The sequence below is a fragment of the Paenisporosarcina cavernae genome (assembly GCF_003595195.1).
GTDB lineage: Bacteria > Bacillota > Bacilli > Bacillales_A > Planococcaceae > Paenisporosarcina > Paenisporosarcina cavernae.
The window spans coordinates 941369-957442 of the sequence record NZ_CP032418.1 but is presented as its reverse complement, the minus strand read 5'-3'; the positions used below and the strand labels follow the sequence as shown (position 1 = coordinate 957442).

17 protein-coding genes are annotated in these 16074 nt (G+C 39.5%); all 17 read right to left on the bottom strand.

Annotated elements, in window-relative coordinates:
- Window positions 1-10 precede the first annotated feature (10 nt).
- The 17 genes from sucC to acpP all read right to left on the bottom strand — a co-directional run bounded on the left by sucC (window position 11) and on the right by acpP (window position 16064).
- Entirely contained in the window at window positions 11-1171 is a 1161-nt protein-coding gene (gene sucC / locus D3873_RS04775) for an ADP-forming succinate--CoA ligase subunit beta (protein ID WP_119882967.1), read from the bottom strand.
- Between the two features lie 118 nt (window positions 1172-1289).
- Window positions 1290-1580, bottom strand: coding sequence for an EscU/YscU/HrcU family type III secretion system export apparatus switch protein (locus D3873_RS04770; RefSeq protein WP_119882966.1), 291 nt, complete (start codon window positions 1578-1580; stop codon window positions 1290-1292).
- Window positions 1577-3394, bottom strand: coding sequence for a hypothetical protein (locus tag D3873_RS04765; RefSeq protein ID WP_119882965.1), 1818 nt, complete (start codon window positions 3392-3394; stop codon window positions 1577-1579). Before D3873_RS04765 ends, D3873_RS04770 begins: the two co-directional genes overlap by 4 nt.
- An 11-nt stretch (window positions 3395-3405) precedes the next feature.
- Window positions 3406-4170 carry a ribonuclease HII gene (locus D3873_RS04760; RefSeq protein WP_119882964.1) on the bottom strand — a complete coding sequence of 255 codons (765 nt, stop codon included), beginning with the start codon at window positions 4168-4170 and terminating at the stop codon, window positions 3406-3408.
- Window positions 4171-4345: 175 nt separating this feature from the next.
- The gene (gene ylqF / locus D3873_RS04755) at window positions 4346-5224 is read right to left on the bottom strand and encodes a ribosome biogenesis GTPase YlqF (RefSeq protein ID WP_119882963.1); all 879 of its coding nucleotides are present in this window, start codon (window positions 5222-5224) and stop codon (window positions 4346-4348) included.
- A 15-nt stretch (window positions 5225-5239) separates the two neighbouring features.
- Window positions 5240-5800, bottom strand: coding sequence for a signal peptidase I (lepB, locus tag D3873_RS04750; protein ID WP_119882962.1), 561 nt, complete (start codon window positions 5798-5800; stop codon window positions 5240-5242).
- Window positions 5801-5904: 104 nt separating this feature from the next.
- On the bottom strand, window positions 5905-6249 hold the full coding sequence (rplS, locus tag D3873_RS04745) for a 50S ribosomal protein L19 (RefSeq protein ID WP_119882961.1): 345 nt from the start codon (window positions 6247-6249) through the stop codon (window positions 5905-5907).
- Between the two features lie 121 nt (window positions 6250-6370).
- Window positions 6371-7114, bottom strand: a complete 744-nt coding sequence (gene trmD / locus D3873_RS04740; protein ID WP_119884475.1) for a tRNA (guanosine(37)-N1)-methyltransferase TrmD — start codon at window positions 7112-7114, stop codon at window positions 6371-6373.
- Between the two features lie 2 nt (window positions 7115-7116).
- Window positions 7117-7629 carry a ribosome maturation factor RimM gene (rimM, locus tag D3873_RS04735; RefSeq protein WP_119882960.1) on the bottom strand — a complete coding sequence of 171 codons (513 nt, stop codon included), beginning with the start codon at window positions 7627-7629 and terminating at the stop codon, window positions 7117-7119.
- A gap of 292 nt (window positions 7630-7921) precedes the next feature.
- Window positions 7922-8155, bottom strand: coding sequence for a KH domain-containing protein (locus D3873_RS04730; protein ID WP_119882959.1), 234 nt, complete (start codon window positions 8153-8155; stop codon window positions 7922-7924).
- Between the two features lie 14 nt (window positions 8156-8169).
- A complete protein-coding gene (gene rpsP / locus D3873_RS04725; protein WP_119882958.1) occupies window positions 8170-8442 on the bottom strand; it encodes a 30S ribosomal protein S16 in 273 nt (90 codons plus the stop codon).
- 101 nt (window positions 8443-8543) lie between these two features.
- Window positions 8544-9899 (bottom strand): signal recognition particle protein, encoded by a 1356-nt coding sequence (gene ffh, locus D3873_RS04720; protein ID WP_119882957.1) that lies wholly within the window; start codon window positions 9897-9899, stop codon window positions 8544-8546.
- Between the two features lie 13 nt (window positions 9900-9912).
- Window positions 9913-10248: a putative DNA-binding protein gene (locus D3873_RS04715; RefSeq protein ID WP_119882956.1), complete on the bottom strand. Its 336-nt coding sequence runs from the start codon at window positions 10246-10248 to the stop codon at window positions 9913-9915.
- Window positions 10249-10360: 112 nt separating this feature from the next.
- Window positions 10361-11353: a signal recognition particle-docking protein FtsY gene (gene ftsY, locus D3873_RS04710; RefSeq protein ID WP_119882955.1), complete on the bottom strand. Its 993-nt coding sequence runs from the start codon at window positions 11351-11353 to the stop codon at window positions 10361-10363.
- Window positions 11350-14934 (bottom strand): chromosome segregation protein SMC, encoded by a 3585-nt coding sequence (gene smc, locus D3873_RS04705; RefSeq protein ID WP_119882954.1) that lies wholly within the window; start codon window positions 14932-14934, stop codon window positions 11350-11352. Before smc ends, ftsY begins: the two co-directional genes overlap by 4 nt.
- Before the next feature lie 3 nt (window positions 14935-14937).
- On the bottom strand, window positions 14938-15708 hold the full coding sequence (gene rnc, locus D3873_RS04700) for a ribonuclease III (RefSeq protein ID WP_119882953.1): 771 nt from the start codon (window positions 15706-15708) through the stop codon (window positions 14938-14940).
- A gap of 122 nt (window positions 15709-15830) precedes the next feature.
- Window positions 15831-16064 carry an acyl carrier protein gene (gene acpP, locus D3873_RS04695; RefSeq protein ID WP_119882952.1) on the bottom strand — a complete coding sequence of 78 codons (234 nt, stop codon included), beginning with the start codon at window positions 16062-16064 and terminating at the stop codon, window positions 15831-15833.
- Window positions 16065-16074: the final 10 nt, after the last annotated feature.

Sequence of the window (16074 nt, the reverse complement as noted above, 5' to 3'; positions counted from 1 at the left end):
CCTGCCTTTCTTAGCCTACTAGTTCCACGATTTTTTGTGCGCCATCTGCCATGGAATCAGCTGCAATAATATTTAAGCCAGATTCGTTCAGAAGTTTTTTACCAAGATCTACGTTTGTTCCTTCAAGACGAACAACTAAAGGTACTTGTAATCCAACTTCTTTCGCAGCAGCAATAACACCTTCTGCAATTACGTCACACTTCATGATACCGCCGAAAATGTTAACGAAGATTCCTTTTACATTCTTATCAGAAAGAATGATTTTGAATGCTTCCGTTACTTTCTCAGCAGTGGCACCGCCCCCAACGTCAAGGAAGTTAGCGGGTGTTCCGCCGTAATAGCTAATCGTGTCCATTGTAGCCATAGCAAGTCCAGCACCGTTTACCATACATCCGATGTTTCCATCTAAAGAAATATAGCTTAGGTCATATTTAGATGCTTCAATTTCTTTTGCATCTTCTTCGTCAAAGTCACGAAGTTCTAAAATGTCTTTGTGACGGTATAAAGAGTTAGCATCGAAGTTGAACTTAGCATCAAGTGCAACTACATCCCCGCCACCAGTAACTACTAGAGGGTTGATTTCAACGATTGCAGCATCTTTGTCTACAAATGAATCATATAGACCTAACATTAACTTCGCAGCTTTGTTCACAAGGTTAGCAGGAATGTTCATGTTAAATGCCATACGACGTGCTTGGAAGCCTGTTAATCCAATAACTGGATCAATTTCTTCCTTGAAGATTTTCTCCGGAGTAGCTTCTGCTACTTCTTCGATATCCATCCCGCCTTCTTCGGAACCCATCAGCGTTACACGAGAAGATGCACGGTCAAGTACTAAACCTAAGTAGTACTCTTTTTGAATATCTGAACCTTCTTCAATGTAAAGACGTTTCACTTCTTTACCTTCTGGTCCAGTTTGGTGTGTCACAAGCACTTTACCTAAAAGTTCTTTTGCGTATGCACGAACTTCGTCTAAATTCTTTGCGATCTTTACTCCACCAGCTTTACCACGTCCACCTGCATGGATTTGCGCTTTGACAACAATAATTTCAGAGCCTAGTTCTTTCGCAGTTTTGACTGCTTCTTCGGGTGAAAAAGCAACTTTACCGTTTGGAACAGCTACACCATATTGTCTGAGGAGTTCTTTTCCTTGATACTCATGGATATTCATCTAAAATCCTCCAATCAAACTACTGTCAGTATTTACTACCTTAACCATTGTATAAAAACTGTCAAACAATGTCCACATAAGTGGAACAATATCACGTAAACATGAAATATTCCGACATTTATATCCTACGTTTTAAGCCATGTTCTTTGTCGACTCGGTAAATAAATGCAAATACCTCTGCAACTGCTTGATACAACTCCTCTGGTATTGCTTCATTGATGTTTAATTGTCCCAGAAGCGACACTAACGAAGGGTCTTCTTGAATTGGAATATTATGTTCTGCAGCTTTCGACAAAATGGTTTCTGCAATTTTCCCTTTTCCCTTCGCCAAAATAATCGGAGGCGCATCAGAAGCAGGAGAATACGATAAAGCGACAGCTTCTTTTCGTTTTTCCTGATTGTCACTCATATTTTAATATCCACTCCTGTCGTTCCCTCTATACGTGCCTTTTGCTTATTTGCCTGTTCTGGAGCTTGTGTAAAGGGTTTAAAGAAGACACCGGACAATTGATAGTCTTTATCTGCTAAACCCGCTTTTAAGGCTTTCTGAAACGATTGTACGTTACCGCTCATCGGAGAATCCTCATTAAAAATGGTCACTGTCACGACTCGATTTTGAATTTGCATATCAATGACGGTTTCTTTCATGGAAGTTAAATCGAGATAGAACATAATCCGTGCATAGTTGGCATCGATTTGTCCATTTTCTTTCGTGCGTCCATTCCACTGTAAAGTTGCGTCCATTTTTCGACCAAAAAAATCGAGCGGAATTTGCATCAAAATTTGTTGTTGCGGACCATTTTCGCCTGAATGTAATTGTAAACCGTTTAGTCGGTGTACTACTTGTTCAGATGCTTCTTTTAGCGCAGCCGACACTGGATGTTCTGCTAATAACGCCAACAATTGAGGTTTTAAACTTTCCACAATTCCTGGTGCAGGGTCACCTTTTGTTTGCAGAAGTCCTTCATAAAAGATTCCTGTTGCTTGAAGAGTCGATTTAATTGCTTGATCCATTGCTCGAAGATTGACTTGGGATTCCACTTGCAAATTTGCTTCGACGATTGCTTTTCGTACCACAATCGAATTTGTCTCCTGCAAAGCTTTCTGAAGTGCTTGCATTGGAAATGAAGAACCTTTCTCTCCATTAACTTGTTGCAACAATTGCACAAATTGATCACGTAACGACGTCACTTCTGTCGATTGAAAATTCCCTTGTTGCATTAACTGCGTGCCGGCTTTTAGGACTTCATTCGAAAGTACAGGTAAAGCACTCGCTTTCATACTCGGTGAGCTTTCGGCCGCTTGTACCACAGAAAGAAGGGATTGCATGGTGGTGCGTTGTTCTACTGAGAGTGGCGCCTTCTGGACGAACTCTTGAGCCATGGAAAGAACGGTTGCAGGATTCGCCACCATTTGCTTGATGGTAGAAGAAGTAAAGCTTGAAATAGAGCTTATCTGCGTGCTTAAATTCGTTTCTTTTAAAAATTGTAATGCAGCAGCCCTCGCGCTAATAGAGCCTTCTTCGTTCATTACTTGATGTAACAAAACTCCTACAGTTGTTAGGACCACTTCTTTTTGAAATGGGACCGTCACATTTTGAATGTTCTGCAACAATTGTTGTTTTGTTGCGTTCGGAATATTTGGCTCCATTGGAAGTAATTGTTTCAATTGTGTGATAAATGGTTGAAGTCCTTCTTTTGACTGTCCACTAATCAATGATTGAAATACTTCTGTTGTAAATGGTGCTTTTAACTGAATCATTTTTTGGATTGCCTGAAGCGCTTCTGTTTTAGAAACGTTAGCAGGCAATGCTTTAAGCCACTGATCCGCTTGCAGCAATTGCTCTTTAGATAGCGGAATTTGTTCTTTCACCATAAATTTTACTAACTGTTCCATTGTTTCCGTTTTTGGAAGCTGCATCGAATCTAAAAGCTGACTAATGGATGCAGAGGAACCTTGTTGGCCTTGTAGAGGGCTTGTAACGACTTTAATTTGCATTTCTGGGCTTGCTTTCGTTACTTGGAAAAAGTGTGCATCTCCTGCTTTTAAAGGTACTTCTAGCTTCGCCATCATTTTTTGATTGCCCACTTGCACTTCCGCCATTTGATCCGGAAATAGTTTCGTAATCGTCCCATGAAAGACTTGACCGCTTTTCAAGCTCAATCCTTTCTCGGATACCGGGATAGATTGGCTATTTGGTTGTATGGATGGAAATGATGTCATCGCTTGCCCTCCTACCGTTGAATGAGCGATTTTATCGGCTCAAATGTTTTTCGATGGATCGTGCATGGTCCATATTCGTGTAGTGCTTCCACATGTCTCTTCGTGCCATAACCAGCGTGTTGTGCAAACCCGTATTGCGGAAATTCTTTATCATATGCATCCATTAATCTATCGCGTGTCGTTTTCGCTAAAATAGATGCTGCAGCAATAGCGAGACTTTTCGTGTCCCCTTTTATAATCGAATGTTGACGATGGGACGTATCAATTGTCATCGCATCTATTAACACGATGGAAGGTTTATGTTTTAAGGAATGAAGTGCAATACCCATCGATTCCCTTGTCGCTTCATAAATATTAATTTCATCAATTCGTTCTGGAGATTGGATATGTATCGAATAAGCGAGTGCTTCCCGTTCAATGATTTCAGCTAATCGCTCTCTTTCTTCTTTTCGTAATTGTTTGGAATCATGAACGTTTACTAACGATGCGGGATAGGAAGAAAATACAACGGCTGCTGTTACAACTGGACCTGCTAATGGGCCTCTGCCAGCTTCGTCTATTCCTGCAATTAACTCCTGACTGTTTGTGTTGTACGATTGATCAAACTGAACTTTTTCTTGGAAAATCGCTTCTTTTAATCGATTGATTTCGTTTCGTTTTTCCCATTGCGCGAGCAATTTTTGCACTCCTAAACGAGTGTCCTGTTGTAAACTTTCGGACCAATCGTTTTTTTCTTCTAATAGAAAAAGTTGCTCCCGAATTTGAGATATTTTCATGTAAATCCACACTCTCTATAAGTATTATCGTCACAGTTGAAATGAAATTCATGGGGCTAGAGGAAGAAATCCATTCTTTTAACCAATTCGCCCTTCCATTCCACATGGGAAATGAGACTGAATGCATTCTTTTACAAAAAAAACACCATGAACAAGGTTGTCCATGGCACATTGTTTACGTATTCTCTGCTAGGTTTTCTTTTGCAATAGAACGAACGAAATCGAAACTCAGACGGCCAAGTTGTTGACCTCGAATGTCACGAACGATTAGTTCAGATACTGCATCGTAATCTATTTCTCCACCGCCTGCAAACGTTCGACGAAGTTTCCCAATATGATCAAAGACATTTACTAAGTCTTCATCTATTTCTGTTAACCCGTAACGTTCTTGCAATCTTGCTGGATAATGTTCATGTAAAAAGTGAAGTCCGTAGACTGCTAAATCTTCCATATTCGTAATGGTATCTTTTATGGCTCCGGTTAACGCTAATTTGTAACCGACAGTTTGATCTTCAAACTTTGGCCATAAAATCCCTGGAGTATCTAATAGTTCAAGTTCTTTCCCTACTTTTATCCATTGTTGAGCTTTCGTTACGCCTGGAGTATTACCCGTTTTCGCGATATTTTTTTTCGCTAACCGATTAATCAATGTCGATTTTCCAACGTTAGGAATACCAACAATCATCGCACGTATTGCACGAGGTTTTAGTCCACGAGCAGCCATTCGTTCCCACTTTTCAGAAAGTAGTTCTCCCGCTGCTTTTGTAACAACTTGGAGTCCTTTCCCTTCTAGGGAATTAATCGCAATTGCGCGTTTTCCTTGTTCCTCAAAATAAGAAATCCATCTTTTTGTTTCTTGCTCATCTGCCATATCTGCTTTGTTTAAAATAAGAAGACGAACTTTTTGACCAACAACTTCATCAATCATTGGATTTCGAGAAGACAATGGAAGTCTAGCATCAACTAGCTCAAAAATGATATCTACTAATTTGAGCTTCTCTGTAACTTCTCTTCTGGCTTTTGCCATATGTCCAGGAAACCATTGAATGGTCATTCACTAGTCCTCCTTCTAATTCACTACACTTATTTCGTCAAATGGCCAGAAAATAACACTTGTACTACCGATTACTTCATCAATGGAAACGACTCCGATATGGCGACTATCTTTGCTATAACGGCGATTATCTCCCATTACAAAAATATGCCCTTCTGGCACTTTATCCATTTGAATAATTTCTTCTAAAGTAAAATCTTCTGTTAATGTACCTTCTGAAATTTGCGATTTATATGGATCTAAATATGGCTCGTCAATTGCTTCGCCATTTATATACAATTGGTCATTTTTATATTCAATATGGTCACCAGGAAGTCCGATTACACGTTTGATATAGTCCTTTTTCTCAGGTGCATGGAAAACGATAATATCAAATCGATTAGGTTCGCCGATATTGTAGCCAATCTTGTTCACGATCATACGATCGCCATCTTCTAACGTAGGCATCATCGATTCTCCGTCCACCACAATTGGCGTGAATAAGAAATAACGAATAAGAAACGCTAGTCCAAATGCAATTAATAAAGCTTTTGCCCATTCCCAAAACTCTACTTTTTCTTTTTTTACTTGTTCCATTCCTTTGCCTCCCTGATTTCTCTCTTTTCATTGTACAAATAAAATGGCTTCTCTGCAAAAAGAAAGAGAGCCAGGATATCCCAGGCTCTCTTATGCATTTACACTTATCGTACTTCTTTAATACGTGCAGCTTTCCCACGTAGGTTACGTAAGTAGTACAATTTAGCACGACGTACTTTACCTTTACGTACGATTTCTAATTTTGCGATTTTTGGAGTGTGTACAGGGAATGTACGTTCCACACCTACACCGTAAGAAATTTTACGAACTGTAAATGTTTCACTTACTCCGCCACCACGACGTTTGATGACAACACCTTCGTACATTTGGATACGTTCGCGAGTACCCTCGACAACTTTAACGTGTACACGTACAGTGTCTCCAGGACGAAACTCAGGAAGGTCCGTGCGAAGTTGATCTTTTGTGATTTCTGTAATAATGTTTTGCATGTTTTTCTCTCCTTAGATCAATGCTCTTACCAGCGACTATGGCAGCAGCGGAACATCGTAATTCGGTACTTTCACAGAAAAGTACAAGATAAATAATAGCATATTAATCTGGTGGGTGCAACTAGCTGTCAAGGTTTTTTCTTGTCACGAATTCTTTAATCCATTGTTGCTCTTTTTCTGTTAATACATAATCCGTTAATAAGTCTGGACGTCTACTCCACGTTCGATAAAGGGATTCTTTTTTTCGCCATTCATCGATTTTTGCATGATCTCCAGAGCGTAAAACTTCCGGTACCATCATTCCTTCAAATTCAACTGGTCTTGTGTATTGAGGATGTTCAAGAAGTCCCGTTGAAAATGAATCTCCGATATGTGACTGTTTATTCCCAAGAACTTCTGGCAACAAACGAACGACACTATCGATTACCGTCATCGCAGCCAGTTCACCACCGGTTAAAACAAAATCACCTATGGAAATTTCATCTGTCACTAGGAATTCGCGAATTCGTTCATCGTACCCTTCATAATGACCGCATAAGAAAATGAGATGTTCTTCTTTCGCCAATTCCTCTGCTTTTGCTTGGGTATACCGTTCCCCTTGAGGACACATTAAGATGATCCGCGGAGTCTTCTGATCATCTCGTACAGATTCCACCGCTCGAAATAAGGGCTCTGGTTTTAATACCATTCCGGCACCACCACCATAAGGATAATCATCCACTTGGTTATGTTTATTTCCTGAAAATGCCCTGAAATCCGTCACCTTCAATGAAACTGCATCTTTTTCTTGCGCTTTTTTTAATATAGAACTTCCAAATACTCCCTCGAACATTTCTGGGAATAAAGAAAGAACATCAATTTGCATCATTATAATAACCCGTCCAGTGCATCAATTTTGATCACTTGTTCCTCAATGTTTACTTCTTTCACCACGTCTTCAATATATGGAATGTAATGCATTTTGCCCGCACTGTTCTTTATTGCCCATACATCATTCGCACCAGTTTGAAGAATCTCCTGCACTTCACCGATATCATTTCCATCCAGGTCGATCACTTTACAACCGATGATTTCGTGGAAATAAAATGCATTATCTTCCAGTTCTTCTAATTGATTTTCCGACACCTTTAAAATGCCATCTCGGAACCCTTCCACCATTTCAATCGTGGAAAATCCTTCAAAGGTAAGCAAGTCGAAATTTTTATGTTTCCGATGGGAAGCAACGATTAATGGCAACGGTTTTTTGTCCGTTTTTTTAAATAACCCTAACTTACTACCGACTGCGAATCGCTCTTCTGGAAAATCCGTACTTGAAATGACGCGCACTTCGCCACGAATTCCGTGGGTGTTCACAATTTTACCTACGTTATACCAATTCATATATACACCTCATACGTTTTAACGAATGTATTTTTCAGCTATGCTCATTTTATCATGAAAATCTTTTCGGAAAGCTATTGTCTTATCGTTCCGTCTGGATACATTTATTTTACTCAAAAATAACTATTTTAGAATGGCATCCATAAAATTCGATGGAAGTAGTACCTGGGAGGAATCGATTCTATGAGATATTCGATTGTCTCTATACCTTTTCCTCACAACCCATCTCTAGGAGACGATTCTTTCATTGAAAACAAAAAAAGAGAGGAACTATAAGCTCCCCCCTTTCTATTTAGTCCAAAATATCGACGTATGTCTTCTTTTGGTGGTGACTGCTCGCTGCTGAATACACAATCGTTCGTATTGCCTTCGCAACACGACCTTGCTTACCAATGACTTTGCCCATATCTTCTGGGTTAACAGATAGTTTGTAGACAATACGATTTGGACTTTCATCCATTTCAATTCGAACGTCTTCTGGATAATCTACTAATGGTTTCACAATTGTTTCAATCAGCTGCTTCATTTTGCCGCCTCCGATTACTTCGCGATTTTAGAGTTATGGAATTTCTCCATGATCCCTTGAGAAGAGAACAAGTTACGTACTGTATCAGATGGTTTTGCACCATTTGCTAACCATTTTAACGCCAACTCTTCGTTGATTTTCAACTCAGCTGGGTTTGTAAGTGGGTTATAAGTACCTACTGTTTCAATTTGACGTCCGTCACGTGGTGAACGAGAGTCAGCTACTACAATACGATAGAAAGGAGATTTTTTAGCTCCCATACGTTTTAAGCGAATTTTTACTGCCATGTTTCTTGCACCTCCGAATAGTTTCACACAAGATAGTATATTATCAAGGATTTTTTCTTTTGTAAAGTGTTTTTTCTTAACACCTAAAATTTATTATAAATCTAACGGAATAAAGAGTCAAATCCCGGCATTTTCATTTTCTTTTTGCCTTTTTGGGTCATTCCAGACATTTGTTTCATCATTTTTTTCATTTCGTCAAATTGCTTTAATAATCGATTGACTTCTTGAATGGAAGTTCCCGATCCCGTCGCAATTCGTTTTTTTCGACTAGAAGAAATAATCTCTGGGTTTGTTTTTTCTGCAGGCGTCATGGAGTAGATGATTGCTTCTACTCTACCCATCTGTTTCTCGTCTACTTTTGCATTTTCTAGCCCTTTAATTTTTCCTGCGCCAGGAAGCATCTTTAAAATATCTTCTAATGGCCCCATTTTTTTCACTTGTTGTAATTGCTCGACAAAGTCATCAAATGTGAACGTTTGGGTGCGGAATTTTTCTTCCATTTCTTTCGCTTTTTCTTCGTCGACATTTGCCTGCGCTTTTTCAATTAACGACATCATATCGCCCATACCTAGAATTCGAGAAGCCATTCGCTCTGGATGGAAAGGTTCTAATGCATCCATCTTCTCGCCCATACCAACGAACTTAATCGGTTTTTCTGCAACTGAACGGATAGAAAGAGCAGCTCCACCACGTGTATCACCGTCTAACTTCGTTAACACGACTCCTGTAATACCAACCGTTTCATTAAACTGCTGTGCTACATTGACTGCATCTTGACCAGTCATTGAATCGACAACTAAGAACACTTCATCTGGCTCTTTAATAGTTCGAATATCTTTTAATTCTTGCATTAAATCTTCATCGACATGAAGTCGACCAGCCGTATCGATTATGATCACGTCATTCAAATCTTCTTTTGACTTTTCTAGCGCTTGACGGACTATTTCTACTGGAGAAACATCTGTCCCCATAGAAAAGACAGGTAGAGATAACTGCTTTCCAATTGTTTCTAATTGCTGTATAGCCGCAGGACGATAAATATCTGCGGCGACTAATAATGGTTTACGATTGTATTTTTTCCGAAGGACATTTGCCAATTTACCAGAGGTAGTCGTTTTACCTGCTCCTTGTAACCCGACCATCATGATTACAGTAGGAGGTTTTTTCGCAAACTGAAGAGGACTTTCTTCCCCTCCCATTAAATCCGTTAACTCATCTTTTACGATTTTTATGACTTGTTGGCCGGGTGTTAAACTTTTCATTACATCCGTACCGACCGCACGTTCACTTACTTTTTTTACAAACTCTTTTACTACTTTTAAATTAACGTCCGCTTCGATGAGGGCAAATCGAACCTCTCTCATCATTTCTTTTACATCTGCTTCCGTTACCTTCCCTTTACCTTTTATGCGTTGCATTGTCCCTTGTAGACGTTCTGCTAACCCTTCAAAAGCCATTTGCGCCCACCTCCTATTCGGATTCTCTTAGTTGATGAATAATTGGGTGTAGCGACTCTTTCTCAGACGAAAGAGCTGCCAATTCATCTTCCAGTTGCTTTAACAAAGTTTGTCGTCGCTGAAACTTTGAAAGTAAGCCGAGTTTTTCTTCGTACTCTTCTAACATGGCTTCTGTACGTCGAATATTATCGTAAACAGCTTGTCTTGAAATTTCATATTCGTCGGCGATTTCACCAAGTGATAAATCATCTAAATAATATAATTCCATATAGGACCGCTGTTTTTCCGTTAGTAGCGACTGATAAAAGTCGAAGAGGAAATTCATACGGGTAGTTTTTTCTACAATCATCGTATTTCACCCTCCATTGTATGTTCATCTTATCGAGAACATGTGCACCTATCAAGTATTTTTACTTGTCGACAAGTGGTTATTCGTGGGAATAAACGAAAGAATTATCTCTCTATTCTTCCTTTTCTAAGCCCTCAGCAAATAGACCATAGACATATTTTTCCGTATCAAACGGTTGTAAATCGTCCATTTTTTCACCTAGTCCAACGAATTTTACAGGGATTTTCAACTTATTTCGAATAGCTAGCACGATTCCGCCTTTTGCTGTACCGTCTAACTTCGTCAAGACGATTCCTGTTACATTCGTTGCTTTTTGGAACGATTGCGCTTGAATCAGTGCATTTTGGCCCGTCGTTGCATCTAACGCCAGTAATACTTCATGTGGTGCTTCTGGGATCTCTCTTGAAATGACACGATGAACTTTTGTTAACTCATTCATCAAGTTCACTTTGTTTTGTAATCTACCAGCAGTATCACATATTAACACGTCTACTTGACGACTTTTCGCAGCTCGAATGGCATCATACATAACAGCGGCCGGATCAGAACCTTCCGCTTGCTTAATCACTTCTACTCCTACTCTGTCACCCCATACTTGCAGCTGATCAATTGCTCCCGCACGGAATGTATCTCCCGCAGCAAGCATGACCGTTTTTCCTTCTTGTTTTAATCGGTGTGCTAATTTTCCAATAGTAGTCGTTTTCCCAACGCCATTTACTCCAACAAATAAGAAAACTGTTGGACCTTCCGTTGCATACTGTAAATCATTGGAGCTATCATCGCCTGACTCGTAGATTTCCACTAGCTTCTCTGAAATAACAGATTGAATTTGCGACGTATCTTTGACGTTTTGACGTTGGACTTCAAAACGCAATTGATCCATTAATTCCATGACGGTTTCAAAACCAACATCTGCTTGTAGTAAAAGATCTTCTAATTCTTCGAAAAAGTCCTCGTCAACTTTTCGGTATCTCGCAACCAAATCATTTACTTTCGACGTAAAACTGTTACGTGTTTTTGACAATCCGTCTTTGTACTTTTCTGTTGATACCTCTTGATCAGAAGCACCCGTAAACTTTTCTTTCATTTTTTTAAAAAAACTCAATTTTTCGCGCTCCCTTGTGTCACAAGTTCTCGTTCTTCTTCTTCGAGTTTAACGGAAACTAATTTTGATATACCAGATTCTTGCATCGTAATACCATACAAGACGTCTGCACCTTCCATCGTGCCTTTTCGATGTGTTATCACGATAAATTGTGTGTCTTGACTAAACTTCTTCAAATATTGACTGTAACGAACAACATTCGATTCATCTAATGCAGCTTCCACTTCGTCTAGTATACAGAAAGGTACAGGACGAATATTTAAGATAGCGAACAACAAAGCGATAGCAGTTAGCGCTCTTTCTCCACCAGATAATAAGCTAAGTGCTTGTAACTTTTTCCCTGGTGGTTGAGCGACAATTTCAATACCCGTTCCAAGTAAATCTTCTGGATTGGTTAAAATTAAATCTGCATTACCGCCTCCAAATAATTCTCGGAAAACTTTAGTAAATTGAGCACGAATCGCAAAGAAGGCATCATGAAAACGAGAAGTCATCTCTTGATCCATCTCTTTGATCGCTTCATGCAACGTCTCTTTAGCGTCTACTAAATCTTGACGTTGTTCGGTTAAGAAAGCGAATCGTTCTGACACTTTCTCGAATTCTTCTATTGCACCAACGTTCACAGAACCCAATTCTTCGATCGATTGCTTCAATAGCTTTAGCTTCTTTCTAGCATCCGCTAAATCATAGGACTCACTGTCAGGTAATTGCAATTCTGTTTCATCCATATGATACGTCTCATCTAGATGCTCGATTAGCGCTTGCTGTTCAACATCCAGACGGTTGATTTGCACATCTAGTTTTCGAATTGTATCAAGTTGATATTGTAGTTTGCCATTTTCCACTTTTAACGCTTGTTCTATTTCAATAATCATCCCTTGGATGCGTTGCCTAGCTTCTTTACTCGCTAAAACAATCTCACTTGACTGCTGCTTTTTCTCCATCCAAGTGAGCAGAGCTTTTTCAATCTCTTCTTCAGAAGGTCCTGAATTACCTTCCCCTGTAGCAATCCAACGAATCTCTTTGTCTACTTGGATGACTTTATCTTGGACTGACTGTAACCGATTTCTTTCGGATGTATACGTTTTTTCCATCGTTAGTACTTGTTCAGACAAGACCGCGATTTGTGAACGCATTTCTGCGGATAGTTCTGTCAATCGGTCACGTTCTTGTTGTCCTTGGTTTTTCAGTTTTGTTAACCGGTCTATTTGTTCATTCATTTGAGTCAATTCGATGGCTACTTTTTCTAATCGGTTTTGTGCTTCTATTTGACGAACTTCTAATGATTTTTGCCGATCGACCATATGCTCTTTTTCTGATTCCGTGATCGTGAAGCGATCCTGTAATCGTTTGACCTGTTCGTCGATTTGTCGTAAAGATAACTCTAATTCCATTTCTTTTGAACGAAGTTCTTCACCTTGCTGCTTTTCTTCGTCAAGTTTCACGGAACGTTGCGAAACTTTTTCTTTCCAAGATGCTACTTGTTTTTCCGCCTGTTCTAGTTGATGTTCTAACTCTTGAACTTGCGAAATGAGTTGCTCTAATTCTGCTTTCCGTGTAAATACGGAGGATTGTTGTTTCGACGCTCCACCCGTTAAGGAACCACCAGCATTTACAATATCGCCGTCTAAAGAAACGATTCGATAGCGGTGTTGAAGTACTTTTGCTAGCTTCGAAGCACCTTCTAAGTCTTTTGCAACGATGACATTCCCTAACAGATTTTCGATAATGACGCGATTTTCTGCTTGACTTTCCACTAATCGATCTGCTGTATCAACGAAAGCGGGATGACCTTTGATAGAGGAAATCACATCTCCAGAAAGCTTTCGGGCTTTCATGACGGATAGTGGCAGAAAGGTTGCTCTTCCCATTCGCTTTTGTTTTAACAATTGGATTGCTTGTCTCGCATCTTGATCTGTTTTTGTCACGACATGTTGCAAGGCACCGCCAAGAGAGGTTTCAATCGCCTTTGAATAGGCAGCATCCACCGATATTAATTCTGCTACAGCACCAATAATTCCATTTAACTGTCCTTTTTCGCGAGCTTGTAAAACTTCCTTTACACCTTGAAAGAACCCAGAGAATTCCGCTTCTAGGTTTTCTAATGATTCTTTTCTCGCTTTTAATTGTTGCGCATGCTGATACGCCTTATATAGAATTGATTGTTTACTTTCAAGTGTTTGTTTCCATTCCTCTAACTCTGTGGAAGATTTGGAGTAAGCGCCACGTTTACCGGATAACTCCTCACGAATGCTCTTGAGTGAACGCTCTACTTGCTGACGATTTTGGTGCAATTCACTTAAATCATGTTGTACTTGAGATGATTCACCAGATACTTTAGATTGATGCGCTTCTTCTGAACTCAACAACTGTAAAATGTTCTTTACTTCATTTTTCAACGTTGCTTCTTCATTTAAACGGTCAATGTATTTCGATTTCCATTCTTCTAGCTCTTCTTCAATTTCTGCTGATGATTTAACCATTTGGTGTTCCAGTTGTTTAGATGAAATTTTCGCTTCTTTTAATTGCGTTTCTTTTTCGGTTTTCCGTTGACCAAGTGAGGAAATTTCCGACTGGATACTGTCCATTTCTTTTTCCAAAGCCCGTTTTTCTTCTTCTAGTTTGGCAATTTGAGTTGCTGCGTTGGTATTTTTTTCTTGGAATAAAAGCTTCCGTCCTTCCCACCGCTCTAACTCACTACTTGCTTCCACTAATACTTCTTGTGCTTCGTCAAGACGTGTATCTTGTTGACCAAGCTCGAGACGCTGTTTCGTTAATGATTCTTCTAATGATGCAATCGATTGTTGCAAATTTTCTTTTTCTTTCGTCAACTGAGACATAGTGGTTGCTAGCTCTTGACTCTTTTCTTCCATCGCTTTCCAGTCATAGGCAAGAACGTTTAGTTCGATATCCTTTAACGACGTTGTCATTTCCACATAGTCTTTTGCCTTTGATGCCTGCTCCCTTAATGGCTCCATTCGACCTTCGAGCTCATGCAAGATATCCAACACACGATTTAAATTATCATCCGTTTCAAATAATTTTGATTCTGCTTTTTTCTTACGAAGCTTGTATTTCAGCACGCCAGCAGCTTCCTCAAAGATAGAACGTCGATCTTCTGCTTTACTATTTAATATTTCATCCACGCGACCTTGTGAGATAATGGAAAACGCTTCTTTACCCAAGCCAGAATCCATAAAAAGGTCTGTAATATCTTTTAATCTGCAGGACTGTTTATTAATTTGGTATTCACTATCCCCAGAACGAAATACTCGTCGCGTTACACTAATTTCATGAAAATCCAATGGAATTCGTTGATCGGAATTATCTAATACTAAGGTTACCTCTGCGAAGTTCAAAGGTTTTCTTGAATCACTCCCAGCAAAAATAACGTCTTCCATTTTGGCACCTCGAAGAGACTTGGCGGATTGCTCTCCAAGTACCCATCGTATCGCATCCGTGACATTACTCTTTCCACTGCCATTCGGACCAACAACCGCGGTTACTCCAGGAACGAAATCAATACCAATTCGATCTGCAAAGGATTTAAAACCGATTACTTCTAAACGTTTTAAAAACAACGTTTATCCCTCCAGTCCTTCTCGCGATTGTTTCTGTAAATTTTCAATTGCTAACCGAGCGGCTTTTTGTTCTGCTTCTTTTTTGGATCGGCCATCACCTTGACCAAGCGTCTTCCCATCTAGCAAGACAGCCGATACAAAGGTACGACTATGTGCAGGTCCATTTTCATCTACAATGGAATAGGTGATTGCTCCCATACCTGCCGATTGTTGAATAAGTTCTTGTAATAAGCTTTTGTAATCCATCACATGAGAAAAAGCACCGTTGTCTACTTTCGGAAACATTACTTGATGTAAAAAGGAAATTACAGGTTCCAGCCCTTGGTCTAAATATAACGCACCGATAAATGCTTCAAATACATCTGCTAATAGAGCAGGTCTACGTCTACCACCGGTGTTTTCTTCCCCTTTTCCTAACAAAACAAAATCTCCGAAGTGACATTCATTCGCAAAAATAACTAAAGAAGGTTCGCAGACAATTGCTGCTCGAAGTTTCGTTAGTTCTCCTTCACTCATTAAGCGAAATTTTTCAAATAAGTACTGTGACACAGATAACTCTAATACTGCGTCTCCTAAAAACTCTAGACGCTCATTATCTGTGTACATTTTTCGACGATGCTCATTCACATAGGATGAATGTGTGAATGCTTGGTATAGCAATTCTGGTTTCTCAAATGTAAAATTTAATTGTTCTTGTAATTTCACAAACGCAGATTTCACACTATCTGGGTATGATTTTGACTTTATTTCGGTTGTTCGCTTTCTTCCACTCATTCTGATCTGCCTTCCTATAAGTACTAGTGTATAGTTTACCCTTTAATAGCGCTTTGTGCAAAAGGAAAAAAGAGAGCCAACGCCTGATAAATAAGCGTTCACTCCCTTTCGATGGAAAACAATTATTGCTTGCTTTCGATGTAAGTTACAGCATCTCCAACTGTTGCAATTTTTTCTGCATCTTCGTCAGAAATTTCCATGTCAAATTCATCTTCTAATTCCATTACTAATTCAACTACATCTAGTGAATCCGCTCCTAAATCGTCACGGAATGATGCTTCTAATTTCACTTCGCTTTCGTCTACACCTAGACGATCAACGATTACTTTCGTTACGCGTTCTGCGATTGTTGCCATTTCGTCACCT